This window comes from Terriglobia bacterium (assembly GCA_020073085.1).
GTDB lineage: Bacteria > Acidobacteriota > Terriglobia > JAIQFV01 > JAIQFV01 > JAIQFV01.
The window spans coordinates 34682-53213 of the sequence record JAIQFV010000001.1; the positions used below are offsets into that span (position 1 = coordinate 34682).

General features: G+C 55.7%; 10 protein-coding genes. 9 read left to right on the forward strand and 1 reads right to left on the reverse strand.

The genetic code is table 11. The annotated features are described in order from the left end of the window. Positions 1-133: 133 nt before the first annotated feature. Positions 134-1429 carry a diaminopimelate decarboxylase gene (gene lysA / locus LAO21_00170; protein ID MBZ5551103.1) on the reverse strand — a complete coding sequence of 432 codons (1296 nt, stop codon included), beginning with the start codon at positions 1427-1429 and terminating at the stop codon, positions 134-136. A 113-nt stretch (positions 1430-1542) separates the two neighbouring features. Between lysA and LAO21_00175 the strand changes: the two genes are divergently transcribed. From LAO21_00175 to argF, 9 genes are all read left to right on the forward strand, one after another. Next, a complete protein-coding gene (locus LAO21_00175) occupies positions 1543-3954 on the forward strand; it encodes an endonuclease MutS2 (GenBank protein MBZ5551104.1) in 2412 nt (803 codons plus the stop codon). A 426-nt stretch (positions 3955-4380) separates the two neighbouring features. Further along, positions 4381-6156, forward strand: coding sequence for a DNA primase (dnaG, locus tag LAO21_00180; protein ID MBZ5551105.1), 1776 nt, complete (start codon positions 4381-4383; stop codon positions 6154-6156). Between the two features lie 152 nt (positions 6157-6308). Then, on the forward strand, positions 6309-8012 hold the full coding sequence (rpoD, locus tag LAO21_00185) for an RNA polymerase sigma factor RpoD (protein ID MBZ5551106.1): 1704 nt from the start codon (positions 6309-6311) through the stop codon (positions 8010-8012). A gap of 355 nt (positions 8013-8367) precedes the next feature. Beyond that, positions 8368-10896 carry a xanthine dehydrogenase family protein molybdopterin-binding subunit gene (locus tag LAO21_00190; GenBank protein MBZ5551107.1) on the forward strand — a complete coding sequence of 843 codons (2529 nt, stop codon included), beginning with the start codon at positions 8368-8370 and terminating at the stop codon, positions 10894-10896. Between the two features lie 57 nt (positions 10897-10953). Beyond that, positions 10954-12501 (forward strand): FAD binding domain-containing protein, encoded by a 1548-nt coding sequence (locus LAO21_00195; protein ID MBZ5551108.1) that lies wholly within the window; start codon positions 10954-10956, stop codon positions 12499-12501. Positions 12502-12597: 96 nt separating this feature from the next. Next, positions 12598-13935 (forward strand): putative aminohydrolase SsnA, encoded by a 1338-nt coding sequence (gene ssnA, locus LAO21_00200; protein ID MBZ5551109.1) that lies wholly within the window; start codon positions 12598-12600, stop codon positions 13933-13935. 574 nt (positions 13936-14509) lie between these two features. Beyond that, positions 14510-15817, forward strand: coding sequence for an aspartate aminotransferase family protein (locus LAO21_00205; protein MBZ5551110.1), 1308 nt, complete (start codon positions 14510-14512; stop codon positions 15815-15817). A gap of 250 nt (positions 15818-16067) precedes the next feature. Further along, the gene (locus tag LAO21_00210) at positions 16068-17378 is read left to right on the forward strand and encodes a cyclic 2,3-diphosphoglycerate synthase (GenBank protein ID MBZ5551111.1); all 1311 of its coding nucleotides are present in this window, start codon (positions 16068-16070) and stop codon (positions 17376-17378) included. A gap of 138 nt (positions 17379-17516) precedes the next feature. After that, positions 17517-18440, forward strand: coding sequence for an ornithine carbamoyltransferase (gene argF / locus LAO21_00215; protein MBZ5551112.1), 924 nt, complete (start codon positions 17517-17519; stop codon positions 18438-18440). Positions 18441-18532 lie beyond the last annotated feature (92 nt).

Here is an 18532-nt window from a genome sequence, read left to right on the forward strand (position 1 = left end):
TCTCCTCCTTCAACAATTGGATTGGTTTAAACCACCAAATGACCTAGTGCATTGCCATTTCGAGCCGTATTAATCGAGTTAAAATCAATACTGCGGTTTCTGTCAAGTGGAATTTTAAGGAATTTAAACTATTTCATGTCGTTCGGATGACCCCAGCCCCTTTGAGCACAGGCGGAGGGAGGGAGACGAATTTCGTTGACTTTTCACCTCGAACGAGATCCGGGTAAGTTTCACGCCGACGCACGATGGCAGTCTTCTTTCCCTGAATCATGACCTCCGCGCACCGGGGATGTGAATTGTAATTGGAAGCCAGGGCAAACCCATAGGCGCCGACGTCCCGGACCGCGAGAAGATCTCCCGCTGCGACCTCCTCCATCCGGCGCTCACGCGCCAGAAAGTCCCCGCTCTCGCAAATGGGCCCTACGATATCAACCCGGATTCTCCCGGGTCGAGGAGAGCGCTTGACGGGCAGGATTTGATGGTGCGCGTGATACAGCGTAGGACGGATCAAGTCGTTCATCCCGGCGTCGACAATCACAAATCGCTTGCCTCCATTGCGCTTGAGGAACAGGACACGCGTCAACAGGACGCCGGCCCGTCCCACCAGCCAGCGTCCCGGCTCAAAGATCAATTCGCAGCCGAGAGGGGCGAGGAGAGGCAACATTCCTTGAGCCAGATCGTCGGGGGTCGGAGCAGGCTTATCCTGATACGAAATTCCGAGGCCCCCGCCGAGATCCAGAGTCGAGATGCGAAATCCGCTGCGCCGCAACTGGTGGACATGTCGGGCCAGGGTGCGAGCGGCCTCAACAAACGGACCCGCCGAGAGGATCTGCGAGCCGATATGACAACCCAACCCTTCGAGCCGTGCTTTCTTAAAGGATCGGGAGAACCGGAAAAGCCCGGGAACAAGCCGCACGTCTATCCCGAATTTATGCTCCCGCAGGCCGGTTGCAATGTAGGGATGGGTCCGCGGGTCGACATTGGGGTTGATGCGGAGCGAGACGCGGGGGGTGCGATCCAAGGCACGTGCCCGGCCTTCAAGCAGCTTCAACTCCTCCGCCGATTCCGCATTGAACTGCCCCACTCCGCATCCCAGGGCATAATCAATTTCTTCCACAGTCTTCCCCACTCCGGAGAAGACGATCGTTCCCGGAGCGGCCCCGGCTTTCAACACGCGAAAGAGTTCTCCACCGGAAACGATGTCAAACCCGCTTCCCAACCGGCGAAACAACTTCAGCACCTCGAGATTTGAATTGGCTTTAATCGCGTAACAGACCCGGTGCGGGATTGAGGAAAAGGCGCGGTCGAACGACTGGAAACGGGCCTTCATGTCGTCCCCGCTGTAGACGTAGCAGGGGGTGCCCACTCTCCGGGCAAGGGGCCCCAATTGAATCCCGCTGAGGCAAAGGCCGCCGTGAGCGTACTGCAACGGGTGGAGCGGGCTCACAGCTTTAGCGTTTGACAATTTGGATGCGGAAGGATACACTTAAATGTTTTAATACTTAACGGTTTAGAGCGGAGAGACAGATCCGCCCGGGTGGAATGAAATCTTCAAATCTCCAGGCCTTAGAATTTGACGGCTTGCTGGCAATTGTGACGCGTTTTTTGACTTCCACTCTGGCCCGTGAGCACCAACCCCTCCTTGAGCCCCAATCTGATCTGGAACTGCTGCAGCGGGAAATCCGGCTGACGTCGGAGCTGAAGCAATTCCTTTCGGAGGGAAATCGTTTCGATTTCAGTGAACTGAACCAGATTTCGGAAATCCTGGCTCAGTTGTCGATCGCCGGCTCGGTGTTGGAGCCCCTACAGATCCTTGAACTCGAAAAACTGATCGCCGCCACCAACCGGACCCGTTGGACGCTCACTCGCGTGCATGAAGTATTCCCCTCGCTGGGTCGGCTGGCCGGGGGGATGGCGGATCTGCGAGCCCTTGAGAAGCTGCTCAAGGGGAAGATTCTCCCGACCGGAGAACTGGCTGATGATGCGAGCCCAGCGCTCGATTCTATACGGAAATCGATTCAGAAAGTAAACGAAAAAATTCAACACACGCTCTCCAAGCTTGTGGAGCGGGAGTCACGTCACGCCTCGATCCAGGACGAAGTCATCACGATTCGGAACGAGCGATTTGTCATTCCGGTTCGGATCGAACAGCGAAAACAGGTTCCGGGGGTGTTTCACGGGACCAGCTCCAGCGGGGCGACTGTTTACATTGAACCCTTCGCGGTGGTCGACCTGAACAATGACCTCGCGGCCCTGCGGGAGGCCGAGCTTCGCGAGGTCCAGCGAATCCTCGCCGCCCTTTCCGACCAGTTGCGCGGATCGCTGGACGATCTGCAGAAATCGGCCTCGACGATTGCCAAACTGGACATCGCCCAGGCCAAGGCGAAGTTCTCCGTTGAATTCAATTGTTGTGAGCCGGAATTAAATCCCGAGGGAACCCTGACCCTGGAAGGGGTGCGTCATCCCCTTCTGGAGGATACATTGCGCCGTCAGAATAAGAAGGTCGTTCCCATCTCGATCCATTTGAACCGGGGCCGGAACCTCCTGGTGATCAGCGGCCCGAACACCGGCGGGAAGACGATTGCCCTCAAGACTATTGGAGTGGCTGCATTGATGGCACAGGCGGGGATGCATGTTGCGGCGGATCGGGCGATGCTCCCCGTGTTCCGGACGATCCTCGCCGATATTGGGGATCGCCAGTCCATCGAGGACAGCTTGAGCACGTTCGCTTCGCACATCACGAATATCCGCTCCATGGCGGAAGCGGTCCAGGCGACGGACTTGGTCCTGATCGACGAAATCGGAACGGGCACCGACCCGGTCGAGGGCGAGGCGCTCGCCACAGCCATGGCCGAGTATTTTCGGAAGTCAGGCGCCTTCGCGATCATTACCACGCATTTCTCAGGTCTGAAGATCTATGCGAACCAGACCGAGGGGGCCGTGAACGCTTCGGTGGAATTCGATGAAGTGACCCTGAGGCCCACGTATCGCCTGATTGGAGGCGTTGCCGGCGCCTCCAGCGGGATAGAGATTGCCGCCCGGCTGGGTCTGCAACCGGAAATCATTTCTGAGGCCCGCAGTCACCTTTCCGAAGCTCAGACGTCCATGATCGAGTTCTTGAACCAGCTCAAGGCGGAGAAGGAGCGTTACGAGATCGAACAGGGACGGCTTCAGCACGAACTGGAAAACATGCGAGGGGAGCGCGAGAAACAGAAGGAGGAGATGGCGCGGCAATGGGAGACGAAAGCGATCGGAATGGAACGGCGTTTTGCAGCTTTTCTGTCCCAGCTGGAAGCCCGTGCCCAGAAATCACTCGATGCCATTCACGAGTCAACCACCCGGATACGTGCCCAACGGGAATTGGAGATGGAATTCAAACGCCTCAAGGACCGGCAGGCCTCCCAGTTGAAGGCGGTACTCTCGGAAGCCGGTCCTGCCCCGTTAGAATCACCGCTTGAAGAAAAGGATTTTTCTTCCCATATCTTCAGGGTGGGCGACACCGTAAAGATCCGCAGCTTTAACAAGGAAGCTTTGCTCCACCGGATCGGACCGGACGGCGCAGCGGAGGTCCTGGTGGGAAGCTTCAAAATGAAGGTCGCCCTCAGCGATTGCCAGCCAGTGGACTCCCCCCCAGCCAACCCGAAGGTTGATGCGCTGGCGGAACTGGCCAAGCGCGATCCAAAACTGAAGATTGAAGCGCAGCCTGCCGCGACTTCGGAGCTCAATCTGATCGGGTACACCGTCGAGGAAGCCCTGAACTGCGCCGACAAATTCCTGGACCAGGCCTTTCTGGCCGATTCACCCCGAGTTCGAATCATTCACGGCGCGGGAATGGGGATCTTGCGTCGGTCACTTGCGGAGATGTTTTCAACGCATCCTCAGGTCGAGCGGTTTTATCCCGCGCCCCGGGAACAAGGGGGCAATGGGGTAACGATTGTGGAGCTTAAGGTTTGAAGGGTCTGTTCGGTCTATTCAGTCTGTTCAGTCTGTTCAGTCTGTTCGGTCTGTTTGGTCTATTCGGTCTGTTTGGTCTATTCAGTCTGTTTGGTCTATTCGGTCTGTTCAGTCTATTCGGTTTGCTGAGTGTGATGCTGGTGTTCGGTGCATTTAGTCGGTTTAATTTTCCCGATCTAGTCAGCGTTTAGCTGCACCATTCGAATATGCGTTTTCCTCTTGGGCCGAAGACTTCTTTCAGTGAAACCCCGACCGACCGAAGAGAACAAACAGGTTGAACAGACCGAACAGGCCGAACAGACCGAATAGACCGAATAGACCGAATAGACCAAACAGACTGAACAGACTGAATAGACTGAACAGACTGAACAGACCGAACAGACCAAACAGACCAAATAGACCAAACAGACTTATTGGATTTTCCCCATGCGACTCAAGGCAGACTTTTCGGACAACGTAAAAATGAATGTCGACATCGTCCGAATTGTCTCCGATTACGTCAAATTAAAGAGGAGCGGGGCAAATTATAAAGGGCTGTGTCCCTTTCACAACGAGAAGACGCCGTCGTTTCATGTTCACAGCACCCGACAGATGTTTCATTGCTTTGGCTGTGGGGTGGGAGGGGACGTTTTTAAATTCGTGATGCTGATCGACCGGGCGACCTTCCCGGAGGCCGTCAAGGCAGTGGCCGAGAAAGCGGGGATTCCAGTCCAGGAAGAGCCCAACTTGCGGGCCGAGGATGATCCGACCTCCAGGCTTCGCAAGGAGCTCTATCGGTTGAATGAATTCGCGATGAATTTCTTTTTCGAGCAATTGGGGAGCGGCGCGGAAGGGGCGGCTGCCCGGGAGTACTTGTCCGGCCGAGGGGTTTCCCGAGAGGCCATCGAGAAGTTCAAGATTGGTTATGCCCCGCAGTCGGGGGATGCGTTGTATCGGAAGCTCCAGGCGGCTTTTGGCAATTCGGAGGCGCTTGAAGCCAGCGGGTTGATCGTGCGTCGGGATGACGGTAGCGGGTTTTTTGATCGATTCCGCCGACGCGTGATGTTCCCGATTTTCAGGGAGAATGGAAGCGTTGTGGCATTTGGCGGCCGGATCCTGGGGGAAGGACAACCCAAATACCTGAACTCACCGGAATCGCCGGTCTATTCCAAGAGCCAGACTCTGTATGGATTAAATTTTGCCAAGGACCCGATCAAAAAGCAGGATTATTCGATCCTGGTTGAAGGCTATCTCGACGCGATCGGATTGAGCCAGGCAGGAGTGCACAACGTGGTTGCGTCTTGTGGAACGAGCCTGACCGAGAGCCAGGTCCGGCTGATGGCGCGGTATTCTCAGAATATCATGGTGAATTTCGATCCTGATTCCGCCGGGGTATCGGCGGCGGAGCGGTCCCTGAATGTATTGCTGGAGGACGGGTTCCAGATTAAGGTCTTATCACTGCCGAAAGGAAATGATCCCGACCTTTTCATCCGGAATTTCGGTGTGGAGGAGTATCGTCGACAGCTCAAACAGGCTCCTTTCTACCTGGACTATCTGATCGAAAAGGCCCGTGAGAAGATTCATCCCGAGTCGAGCCGGAGTAAGGCTGAGGCGTTGAACTGGCTGATGCCCTATCTCTCGCGAGTCAGCAATTCCATTGAACGCTCGGAGATGGCGCACAAAGTGGCTGAAAAACTTGTCATCGACGATCCCCTGGTGCGCTCGGAGCTCCAGCGTGCGGTACGGGAGCGTCGATCGCAACTCCAGAAGAATGTTACTGATCGAGGGACTCGACTGATCCCTGCTGAAATCCAGGTCTTACAGTCTGTCTTCGGCAGTGAAAATTTGGCAACAGAGCTGCTTTCCTTCTGCCAGTCGGCATCCTACTATTGTGGTCTGGCCTCTGAACGCATTTTTGAGGCGGTCTTGAGCGTCTTGAAAGAGGGGGGATTGCTCGAACCCGATGGAGTCATCACGCGATTGACGGAGGAGAGCGATCGGGAGATGTTCATGCGGATCCTCTATGAAAACGTTGAGCCCCTGACGCATGATCATTTTGTGAACTGTCTGGATGCGCTAAAGCGTCACTATTTGGAGAGAGAAAAGGTCACTCTGCAAAATCAGATTAGAGATGCGGAATCGCGCCGTGATGTGGTACAACTTCAGGAATTGCTGCGCAACCAGCAAAAACTGACACGTCAGCTGGCTGACCTCTCCCGCTAGAGCGAGGGTGGAATTAAAGTGAAGGAGGTTTTTTGACGAAAAGGTATAGGTGACTCGGGACGACAGACTGCAGCGCCGCCCCATGAGCGGTAAGAGCGCCGAGGGCAGATCGGCCTGAATAGAGGGTGCTCGAAATTAAAGGAGCAGAGACATTGGGTATCGAAGACAAGTACGACCAAATCAACAAATTGCTCAACCTGGGCAAGGAGAAGGGCTACCTCCTTTACGACGAGGTCAATGACATGCTCCCCGACCAGGTCAATTCTCCTGAAGACATTGAAGATATTTTCAATGTGTTCGGGAATGCGGGAATCGAGGTTCTGGAAGGAGAACCGAAGTCTCCCCTTCCCGAAAAGATTGAGTTTGAAAAGAAGTTCGAAGAGCCGTCGGAAGAGGTGGAACTCGATTTGACGCCGGGGGCGCTGGATAAAACCAATGACCCGGTCCGCATGTATCTTCGCGAGATGGGGGTCGTCCCCCTGTTGACCCGGGAAGGAGAGGTGGAAATCGCCAAGCGCATCGAGCGGGGACAGCTGGCGGTCATGAAGGCCCTTTCCCGAACCCCCCTGGTCGTGAAATCCATCATTGCCCTGGGAGAAGACTTGAAGAAGGGGATCCGATCGGTCAAGGAGATCACGGCCTTCAATGACGACGAAATGACCGACGAAAAGGTGGAGGAAAAGCTCAGGGAGATCGTCAAGGCCATCGATCAGATCAACAAGAAATTTAAGGAATCCGTGGCGCTGAGGGCCAAGCTGGAAAAGGTGGTCCGCACCCGCAAATCGCGGCGGCTGATTCGAAAATATCAATGGGAGCTGGGGCATTCCATCGTCAAAATCTCGATGGCAATTCGAGCGGTTGAGTTCAGTCATTCCGAAAAGAAGCGGCTGATTGACAAAATCCGGAAGACGCTCGACCTGATGCGGCCCACGGAGCGCGAGATCCAGGGGCTCGAGAAAAAACTTCGCCTCGCGCGGAATCGCGCGGTCGTTGCTCAAGCCAAAAAGAGAATCCGGGAATTGAAGTCCAAGGTGGGACAGATTGAGGTCGAAGCCCAGATGTCCTTCGACGAATTGAAACGCACCTTACAGTCCATCACCCGGAGCGAACATCTGGCGGAACTGGCAAAACGGGAACTGGTCGAAGCCAATCTCCGGCTCGTCGTTTCCATCGCCAAGAAATACACGAACCGCGGCCTGCAGTTCCTGGATCTGATTCAGGAAGGCAACATCGGATTGATGAAGGCGGTCGACAAGTTTGAATACAAGCGCGGCTACAAGTTTTCAACTTATGCCACGTGGTGGATTCGGCAGGCCATCACGCGGGCGATTGCCGACCAGGCCCGCACCATTCGCATCCCGGTCCATATGATTGAGACGATCAATAAGCTGATCCGGACGTCCCGGCAGCTTGTGCAGGAGTATGGTCGGGAACCTACTTCCGAGGAAATCGCGAAGCGGATGGATCTGCCGGTGCAGAAGGTGCGCAAGGTCTTGAAGATCGCACAAGAGCCCATTTCACTGGAAACCCCGATCGGAGAGGAAGAAGATTCCCATCTGGGCGATTTCATCGAAGACCGGGGCATCGTTTCACCGGCCGAGGCGGTCATCAACCTCAACTTGAAGGAGCAAACAGAAAACGTACTTCAAACGCTCACGCCGCGAGAAGAAAAAGTGATCAAGATGCGGTTCGGACTGGAGGACGGCAGCGAACATACCCTGGAGGAGGTCGGTCATTCCTTCGCGGTCACTCGCGAACGCATCCGGCAAATTGAAGCGAAGGCCCTCCGCAAATTGCGGCATCCGTCCCGAAGCAAGAAGCTCCGCTCATTCCTCGACAGCGACTGGAGAGAGTGAGCGAACTCCAATCCAGTACTCGTCTCAACCCTTCCGGACCCCTCCGGAAGGGTTTTTTGTTTCTGCCGGTATGATCCGAGAGAGAAGGTGTCAGGTGCCGGGTGTCAGGTGTCAGGGTACAGTCGTCAATGTCCGAGCTAACCCTTCAAGCTATCCTCTGTGGACTGCCAAGATCTCCATCTGACTTCAGATGTCTGACCTCCGACCTCCGACTTCTTCCCCTATCACCTATGACCTATTACCTATCGTCTATTCCCTGACACCCGACACCTGACACCTGTCTCTCGACGATGCTGAATTTTCTCCTAATGGTAAAACTGTGATATAAAAAAGCTACAAAGACAGGGGGAAGGAAATGGGGAGCGTCGGAGAACGCGTCGCAAGACCTGATTCACTGGACAAAATTACCGGAAGCGCGCGGTACATCGACGATCTTTCTTTTGGCGGAATGCTCTTCGCTGCCGTCGTCCGATCTCCCCATGCACACGCACGCATCCGCAAGGTCTCTCTATCGAGAACCCGGGGAATGAAAGGGGTTCGTGCGGTTCTCACGGCGCATGAAATTCGCGGCGCCAACCTCATCCCCATGATTCAGCAGGACCAGCCCATGCTGGCGCGGGATGAAGTCCGCCACATCGGAGAGGCCGTTGTCCTCGTTGCGGCCGAGACGCGTCAGCAGGCCGAAGAAGCAGCCCGGGCCGTGCGGGTGGATTATGAAGAACTTCCCGCAATTCTCTCCATCGAAGAGGGATTTAAGAAGGGTGAGATCATTCAACATTGGAAAATTCGCCGGGGATCTCCGAAAGACATTTTTTCGCGAAGCGACGTCGCCGTCGTCGAGGGCACTTATCTCACCCCTTACCAGGAACATGCCTACATCGAGACCAACGGCATGATCGCCGTGCCGGAAACAGACGGGGGAATCACGGTTTATGGTTCCCTGCAGTGTCCCTTCTACGTGCAGAAGGCTGTGGCGAGTATCACGGGGCTCAGGATGAACGCGTGCCGTGTTATTCAGACTGTGACCGGTGGAGGTTTCGGCGGAAAGGAAGATGCCCCCAGCCTTCCGGCGGCGATGGTCGCCGCTCTGGCGCAGTCGACGGGCCGCCCCGTCAAGTACATCATGCCCCGTGAGGAGGACATGCAGGTGATGTCCAAGCGGCACCCCGGCAAGATCGTGAGCCGCATGGCCGCTTCGCGGGATGGAAAGTTATTGGCCATTGATGTCGATTATTTTCTCGACAGTGGCGCGTACGCCACACTCTCCCCCGTCGTATTGTGGAGAGGCATCAATCATGCTGCCGGCCCGTATCGTTGTGAGCACGCCCGGGTCGATGCTTACGCGATTCGAACCCACAAGATCCCCTGTGGAGCCTTTCGCGGGTTTGGACAACCCCAGATCGTCTTTGCCCAGGAATGCCAGATCGACCGGCTGGCCGAGAAGCTGGGATTCGATCCGCTGAAGTTCCGGGAGATGAATGCGCTCGAACTGGGCGACGAGACCTTGACGGGCCAGCGACTCAAAGAGTCGGTCGGGTTCAAGGAAACGATCGACAAAGTCCAGCGGGCCTCCCGATACGGGGAGCTGAAGCAGGCGATCGAACGGGAAAACGCCAGGTCGGCTTCGAATGGCGGACCGGGTCTCGGCCGCGGGAAGCGGCGCGGCCTCGGCCTCGGCTGCTGTTATTATGGGGTTGGCCTGGGAGCACGGGGCGGGTATCTGAACGCAGCCGGCGCCAGCGTGGTGGTCAGTGTCGATGCGAGCGTCACGGTGGCGGTCGGCACCACCGAAATTGGTCAGGGAATGATCACCGTCCTGTCACAAATTACCGCTGATGCCATCGGTTGTCCTGTCGAGTTCGTCCGGATTCTGCCCCCTGACACGGCGCTCGTTCCCGATTCGGGACCGACCGTGGCATCCCGAACAACTTTGATGAGCGGCAATGCCATCGCCGACGCCTGCCGGCAAATCCGCGAACGCATCACCGCCGCCTGCGCCGACTTCGATTTCTCCAGGGCGGTGGAAGGCCGCACTGGCTCCCCCTCACCGGAACGTGGATCCATCAAATCATCCGCAAAAACCACCTTTAAGGAAATCGTGACAGAAAGTTACCGAGTGGGAGAAGAGCATCGTTCCTCCCCCGCCGGAGATGCAAGAGCCGCCCTGATATGGCAGGCTGCCATTCGGCATTGTTTTCAGAATATGGTGCAACTTTCCGCGCACGGGTGGGCCGTCCCGCCCCAAACGACCTATGACACCGAAACCGGCATGGGCGATGTCTATGTGACCTATTCCTACACGACCAACCTCGTTGAGGTGGAGGTCGATATGGAGACGGGTGAGACCAGAGTCTTGAAAGTCTGGACAGCCCACGACGTAGGGAAAGCAATTAATCCACAGACCGGCGAAGGCCAGATTGAAGGCGGCGTCATCCAGGGTCTGGGCTATGCCCTCACGGAGGAACACCTCCTGGCGACCCGGGAGTCCCTCTCGGGCCCGCGCTTCCGAAGATCTAAGGGCAGCGAGGGGTACAATCCGGGCCGGATTCTGAACGATCAATTCTCAACTTACATCATTCCGACCGCCATGGACATGCCCGAGATTCATCCAATCCTCGTCGAGAGGCCATTTTCCTACGGGCCATACGGGGCGAAGGGTCTGGGGGAAACGCCCATCATTGCGGTGGCCCCTGCGATTGTGAACGCCATCGCTCATGCTACCGGAATTCGCTTGATGCAAATTCCAGCAACACCCGAGCGCCTCTGGGAAGCTTTGCAGGGCAGGAACAAGCCCATGGGAAATCAAAAGTCGGAAATCAAAGGTCGGAAGGCGCAGATCAGAAGTAAGAGGTCAAGTGTCAGAAGTCAGAAGGTGGAACCTTGACGCCAGTAATTGGGCAAATCAAACCCACCATTTCTTAAGACGGCTCTGCTCATTCCCATGAACATCCAGGACAAGGTTCAAATTCAATTCACGGTCAATGGCAAGCTGGAAAGCCTGCAGGTCGATCCCTCTTTACGTCTGCTGGACGTGCTGCGGGAGCAGTTGCGGCTGACCGGTACCAAGGAGGGTTGCGGGAAGGGGGAGTGTGGCGCCTGCACGGTCATTCTGGATGGTCGGACCGTGGATTCTTGTTTGGTCATGGCCTACCAGGCCCATGGCAGTGAGATATGGACCATTGAAGGGTTGCCCCGAATGTGGCAGCGGCAATGCGGTGTAAGTCCTTCTCAGACCCTGGAATTCAAAGAAGGCCAAGCGTGCATTCTTCATCCCCTTCAACAGGCCTTTGTGGAGTGCGGCTCATCGCAATGCGGGATCTGTATGCCGGGAATGGTGATGTCGGCGGCTGATTTACTCCGTCGATGTCCGGATCCCACGGAGGGACAGATTCGTTACGGACTCGCCGGGAATCTGTGCCGGTGCACGGGCTATGTCAAGATTTTTGATGCGGTGAGAAAGGCTGCCTCCGCGATGAAGAAGATGCCCGGCCTGCCCAAGAATGCGAGGCTGCGGGCTTTCTTCCCCCTCCCTCAAATGAAGCACCCTTCGGGGATTGACGGCAGCACTCATCTTGTGACCTCGCTTCGGGCTGCATTGAAGATCCTGGCAATGAAGCAATCCCACCCGTTCCGTCAATTGGCAGGAGGCACTGACGCCCTGGTCCGCGCGAAGGACGGGATCGGCACTCCAAGCGAGATGTTTGATATCTTCAAGATCAGGGAACTCCATGGAATTCGAGAGTTCAAACCCAGTAGCCGACACGGATTAGGAAGTGGAGAAGGGGCGGTGGGAGAAATCTGGATCGGTCCCGCTACCACGTTTACGGAGGTTCTGGAGTCTCCCCTCCTGCAAAAATACGCCCCCGCCTTGATTGAGGCCTGCGCCGTCATCGGGGGCCCGCAGATTCGGAATCGAGGCACCCTGGGCGGAAATTTTGCAAACGCCTCACCCGCGGCCGACTCCGTCCCCGCTCTGATGTCCCTGGGCGCCGTCGTTGAAATCGCCTCTCTGGAAAGAAAACGCGAGGTGCCTGCCGATGATTTTTTTCTTGGCCCCGGCAAGACTGTCCTGAAATCCAATGAGCTTATCGTCGGGTTCCGGTTTCCCCGGTTTGAAAATGTCGTGGGTTGTTATCTCCGCCTGGGCCAGCGACAAGCACAGGCCATCTCCAAGGTAGGCGTCGCTGTAACGGCAGCACCTGGAACTCAGAGAATCCAACCTCGCGGGAGAATGCGTCAGCCGGCCCGGTATCTGCGGATTTGTTACGGGTCAGTGGCGCCGACCGTCTTTCGCGCCGTCCAGACGGAAAGGATTCTTCGGCAGCGTCCGGTGACAGAGGAAACACTCCAAAATGCCAAACAAGCAGTCAAGAGAGAAGTCAAACCGATCGACGACATCCGTTCCTCGGCTGAGTACCGGCGCGAAATGAGCGCCGTGCTTCTGGAACGTGCCCTGGAGAAAGTTGGTTGGGTTCCAGAAGGAGCTTGATGCTGTTCAATCGCCAAGACGATGCGGTCCGAGACGTTTCGTCTGGCTTCTGAGTTTTGTATTGTTGGGGCCGAACTCTGATAACTTCTCCAAGCCATGAATTCGATTCTACTGAAGAACGCCACCCTGATCGAACTCGATCCCGTAAGCCTCGAAAAGGCTGATCTTCGGCTGGACCAGGGAAAGATTGTCGCGCGTGCCAGGAGGCTGAAGAAGAAATCCTCCGAAACCGTCATTGACCTGGACGGAAAACTTGTCCTGCCGGGCTGGGTGTGCGCCCATACGCATCTGTACTCGGCGCTATCGCGTGGAATGCCATCCCCGGAACGCCCACCCAAGGATTTCCATGAAATCCTGAAGAAGATTTGGTGGCGGCTTGACTGGGCCCACGACGAAGAGTCCATATACTACTCCGCTCTCGTGGGCGCTATTGAAGCCGCGCTGTGCGGAACGACCCTGCTGATCGACCACCACGCTTCACCCTCCGTCATCAAGGGCTCCCTGAGAATCATCCGGCGCGCCTTGCAGAAGGTCGGCCTACGGGGCGTCCTCTGTTATGAGGTGACGGACCGCGGAGGCATGGTCGAACGTGACCGTGGAATGGAAGAAAATGTCGAATTCATCTCGGCGCATCGCACCCATCCACATTTCCGGGGTTTGTTTGGCGCCCATGCCTCGTTTACTCTAAAGAACGACTCCCTCCGGGCCTGTGCACGTCTTGCCAATGAACTCCACTCGGGACTTCATATTCACGTCGCCGAAGACCGGTTCGATGTCGAACAGGCTCGCGCGGAATACTCTCAAGCGGTCATCGAGCGACTAGCGGCCTTCGAGGGGCTCAACTCCAAAACGCTCCTGGCCCATGGCACTCACTTGTCCGCGCCGGAAATCGAGCGGATAAAACAAGCGGGCGCATGGCTCGTGCACAACCCCCGTTCCAATATGAACAATTCGGTAGGTTATGCCCGACCCTCGCGGTTCGGTGAGCGGGTCGCCCTGGGAACGGACGGCATTTCTTCAAATATGTTTGATGAAGCCAGGTTCGCATTTTTCAAATGGCGGGACTCCTCGGCCCGCTGCAATCCCCCCCAGGAGGTGACCGAAGAGGGTCCCTCCGTAAATAAACTTGACCCGGTGTCGCTGCTCGCCGGCGGTCACCGTCTCGCGTCTGAGATTTATGGAATGAAATTTGGATCGTTGCGGGCAGGGTCAGAGGCCGATCTCACCATTCTGGACTATCCTTCCCCGACTCCCATAACGAACGAGAACTTGGGAGGTCATCTGATTTTTGGGTTTGAGGCCTCCCATGTGGAGAGTGTAATCGTCGCCGGTCGGTTTGTTGTCAAGAATCGACGTTTCCCTCATTTGGACCTCCCTTCGATTTATCAGAAATCTCGTGGGTTAGCACTCCGTCTTTGGGACCGCGCATTTTAATAAGTCATTTATAATCAATTTGTTAGACTGTTAAAATCATGTGATTTTCTCAAGGAAAAGCTGTCAATTTTTGCTCCTCTAAGCCTTAGGATCGTTGGTTTTTGGCAGTCGTGGCTTCTCGCCTTAAACCTGTGATTTGACCACAGGACCGTTTTTGGGTATCATTTGCAGGCGGATAACGGGCCTTGGAGCTTGTGGCCGAGGCGATATCGAGCAATCTTCACTGGTTTTCGGGTTTGACTGGGTCACGATCCATTTGCTCTCTAATCGTTTGAACCGCAATCATTGCTATTATTCCAAGTCAATTGTCTCCGCAAAGTAAGAATGACGACTTTTTATAAACAGAGGCTGGATTCCCGCAAGTGCCAAAGAAAGAAGCCATTTTATGAACAACCCTTATCGAGGCGAGGGCACTTCTCAGAGACAGCTGTGCCGTTTCTGTGCTGAGCTGTTCGTTGATTCTCATCACACCGGGTTTGAGTAATTAAGGTTCTTTCCTTCTAATTTTCAATCCTATCCAACTTCCACTGAATATTCGTGGAAGCCATCCCTTTCTACGTTTCAAGGAGGATTTATGCGAGTAAACGTCGTCAAACGAGCCAAGAGACTCCTAACGCCCGCCCTGGGCTGGGATACTGAACTAGTGGTCCGTCGGGCCCGCGGTGCGGAAGTGGAGACCAAGGGAGGCAAGAAGTTTCTCGATTTTTCATGTGGCACGGCGACCACCAACATCGGGCACTGTCATCCTAAAGTGGTTTCCGCCGCCAAGCATCAGATCAACAACCTCATCCACGCGGGGGGTGTTTATTTTTATGACAGCATCGTGAAGGTGGCTGAAGAACTCAAGGCGATTACCCCCGGGGCGATTGACATGTTTTTCTTTTCCAATAGCGGTGCGGAAGCCATTGAAGGGGCAATGAAACTGGCCAAGAGTGTCACTCATCGGCCGGCCATTGTAAGTTTCCGCGGGGCTTTTCACGGGAGAACCTTGGGGTGCGTTTCCATTACATCGTCGAATGTAAAGTATCGAAAGAATTACGAGCCGCTCTTATCATCGGTCTATCGAGCCCCTTTTGCCAATTGCTATCGGTGCCCTTACGGGCAACACCGCGAATCATGCGCATTTGAATGTATCCAATTTATCCGGGACCTCTTCAAGCACGAAGTGCATCCTGAACAGACTGCGGCCATTATTTTTGAACCGGTACAGGGCGAAGGCGGATACATTGTCCCACCCCGTGAATTCCTTCAATTCCTGAGAGACTTTAGTCGCGAACACGGGATCATGCTGATCGCGGACGAGGTTCAAACCGGGTTTGGGCGTACTGGGAAGTGGTTTGCATGCGATCATTTTGGGATTGAGCCCGACATTATCGTCATGGCCAAGGGGATCGCCTCGGGTTTCCCCTTGAGCGCCTTGGGTGCACCGGCCAGGATCATGAAGCAATGGGAACCGGGAGCGCATGGAACCACCTTCGGGGGCAATCCGGTCTCTTGTGCGGCATCGGTGGCGACCATCAAGGCCATTCGGGAGGAGAAGATGCTCGAGAACTGCCAGAGGCTGAGTACCGAGGCCTTTTCGCGGCTAAAGAAAATGAAGAATGACAACCCGCTGGTCGGCGATGTCCGGGGACTGGGCTTCATGATTGGGGTGGAGTTTATTGACAGGGACGGACAGCCAAGCCCCACGGCGACCGAGAAGGTGCTGAATCGATGCCTGGAGGCGGGACTGATTCTCATCAGCTGTGGCACGGCGGGAAATGTAATTCGAATTATCCCGCCCCTGAATATCACGAGGGAACAATTGCATCAAGGACTTGATATCTTCGAGACCTCGCTGCATGCAGTTGCTGAGGTGGAACTCGAGGTGGCGCACGCTTGAGGCATCGCGGGCAAAGAACGGCGGGTTGGATCGATGGCCTGGCCAGGTTCATCGGGGCTTCGGAACCATTCAATCCGCGGATAAGCTACGGACATTCGCCGAGGATCTCGATTCAGGACCGTTCGGCGGTATGAATTGAGGCTGTCGACATGTCCTTTTTTAAACCAATCTCGGGGGGCGCAAGTTCCCTTTTCATGGGAATGAAACCCATCCGATTTCAAGAATTCCTAAATTTTTTGCGAGGTCTTCTATGGAACGAATGAGAACTCTTATTATGGGCGCGGCGGGCCGTGATTTTCACAACTTCAATCTCTGCTTCCGAGACAACGAGGCCTACGAGGTCGTTGCTTTCACGGCCACTCAAATCCCAAACATTGATGGAAGAAAATATCCCTCTGAGCTGGCCGGAAAATTCTATCCCGAGGGGATTTCGATTTACCCTGAGCACGAGCTGGAGCGCTTGATTTGCGCCCAGAAGATCCAGCAGGTGGTATTTTCATACAGTGACGTCACTCACCTGCACGTCATGCATATTGCATCGCGCGTCATCGCCGCGGGGGCCGACTTCCGGCTCCTGGGGGCGGAGCAAACCATGCTGGAATCCAAGGTGCCCGTCGTGTCGGTCTGCGCCGTCCGCACGGGCAGTGGCAAGTCCCAGACGACGCGAAAGGTGTGTGACATCCTTCAACGCCGCGGGCGTCGGGTGGTGGCCGTACGTCACCCCATGCCGTACGGCGACCTGGTGAAGCAGCGCGTCCAGCGCTTCGCCAAAGTCGAGGATCTGGATCTTCACGAATGCACCATCGAGGAGCGAGAAGAGTATGAACCGCACATCGACCGCGGGATCGTCGTCTACGCGGGCGTTGACTACGAAGCGATTCTGCGGCAGGCTGAACAGGAGGCTGATGTCGTCGTCTGGGATGGCGGCAACAACGACCTTCCCTTCTATCGAGCCCAGATTGAGATCGTGGTCGTGGACCCGCATCGGCCGGGCCACGAGATTCTGTATCATCCCGGAGAGGCAAACCTGCTCCGGGCTCATGTGATTATCATCAATAAAATCCAGACGGCCAATGCCGCGGACATTGAAACGGTCCGCAAGAATATCCGCCAATACAATCCCAAAGCGACGGTGATCGACTGCGCCTCACCCATCTTCGTTCCTAATCCGGATCTCATCCTCGGCAAGACCGTGCTGGTCATTGAAGATGGCCCCACCCTGACGCATGGCGAGATGACCTACGGGGCCGGAATTGTGGCGGCGGAACGGTTTGGGGCAGCGGCCATTGTGGATCCGAGACCCTATGTCGTGGGCTCCATCGCCGAGACGTTCCAGAAGTATCCCAAGATAGGGACCCTGCTCCCCGCCATGGGTTACGGAAAGAAGCAAATCCACGAACTGGAGACCACCATTAACAAGGCCGACTGCGATCTGGTTCTGATTGCCACCCCCATCGACTTGGGCCGAATCCTCAAGATCAACAAACCCTCCATGCGGGTGACTTACGAATTGCAGGAGCTTGGAAAGCCCGATCTCGAGGATGCACTCAAAGGTATTTAATCCCGCGGAGGTCCGGCACAAAAAAGCACGAAAAGCCCGGAATTGTCTGATATCCTCCCACGGGTAGGAGGAGGGGTGATTCCCGTGCCTCCCGCGGCATCTGTCAACTAGTCCCTTTCTCACAGGAGAATTGAATCCTTGAAACACACCGACTTTATTTCCCTTCACGATTACAGCGCCAGAGAAATAGAGCAACTGTTCACGTTGGCTCTTCAGATCAAGCGGACGCCAAAGCGATACGCCAACATCCTCAAAGGCAAGACCCTTGCGATGATTTTCGAAAAACAATCGCTGCGGACCCGGGTGACTTTTGAGACTGGCATTTACCAGTTGGGGGGCCAGGGAATCTACCTCGCGCCGGCGGACATCAGCCTGCGCAAACGGGAGTCTGTCTTTGACGTGGGGAAGAACCTGGAACGCTGGTGTGATGGCATCATGATTCGAACCTTTGGTCACGACATTTGTACTGGACTGGCTGAAGCCGCCTCTATTCCTGTCATCAATGGATTGACCGATCTTGAACACCCGTGCCAGGCGCTGGCCGATTTCCTCACTATCCGGGAGCACAAGCGCCGGCTCAAGGGACTCAAGGTGGCGTTTGCGGGCGATGGGAACAACGTGGCGAATTCCCTGATGCAGGCTGGGGCGAAGACCGGAGCCCACGTCTGGGTGGCCTCCCCTAGCGGCTACGAACCGAAATCCGAAATGGTCGAACTGGCCCGCAAGGACAGCCGGGCGTCGAAGCTCGGCTCCAAGATCATGGTCACCAACGATCCGTTCGAGGCCGCCCACGACGCCGATGTCGTTTACACCGATGTTTGGGCCTCCATGGGCCAGGAGTCAGAAACGGAATCTCGAAAGAAAATTTTCTGGTCCTACCAGGTGAACAGCGAATTGATGGCCCATGCCAAACCCGATGCGCTCTTCCTGCATTGCCTCCCGGCCCATCGGGGTGAAGAGGTCACCGATGAGGTCATTGATTCTCCCCAGTCGGTGGTCTTCGACGAGGCCGAAAACCGCCTCCACGCCCAAAAGGCCATCCTGGTGACACTGATGAAATAGTCCAAAGTCCCAAGTCCAAAGTCCCAAGGTCCCAAGTCCAAGGTCCAAAGTCTTAACCCCAATTCCGGAGGACGAGAAGAAAGAGGTCAGAA

Bases quoted from the DNA above. Each gene is read 5' to 3' on its own strand.
- LAO21_00175 (MBZ5551104.1), top strand. From the start codon at position 1,543: ATGAAATCTTCAAATCTCCAGGCCTTAGAATTTGACGGCTTGCTGGCA.
- LAO21_00195 (MBZ5551108.1), top strand. From the start codon at position 10,954: ATGAACATCCAGGACAAGGTTCAAATTCAATTCACGGTCAATGGCAAG.
- ssnA (MBZ5551109.1), top strand. From the start codon at position 12,598: ATGAATTCGATTCTACTGAAGAACGCCACCCTGATCGAACTCGATCCC.
- LAO21_00190 (MBZ5551107.1), top strand. From the start codon at position 8,368: ATGGGGAGCGTCGGAGAACGCGTCGCAAGACCTGATTCACTGGACAAA.
- LAO21_00210 (MBZ5551111.1), top strand. From the start codon at position 16,068: ATGGAACGAATGAGAACTCTTATTATGGGCGCGGCGGGCCGTGATTTT.
- dnaG (MBZ5551105.1), top strand. From the start codon at position 4,381: ATGCGACTCAAGGCAGACTTTTCGGACAACGTAAAAATGAATGTCGAC.
- LAO21_00205 (MBZ5551110.1), top strand. From the start codon at position 14,510: ATGCGAGTAAACGTCGTCAAACGAGCCAAGAGACTCCTAACGCCCGCC.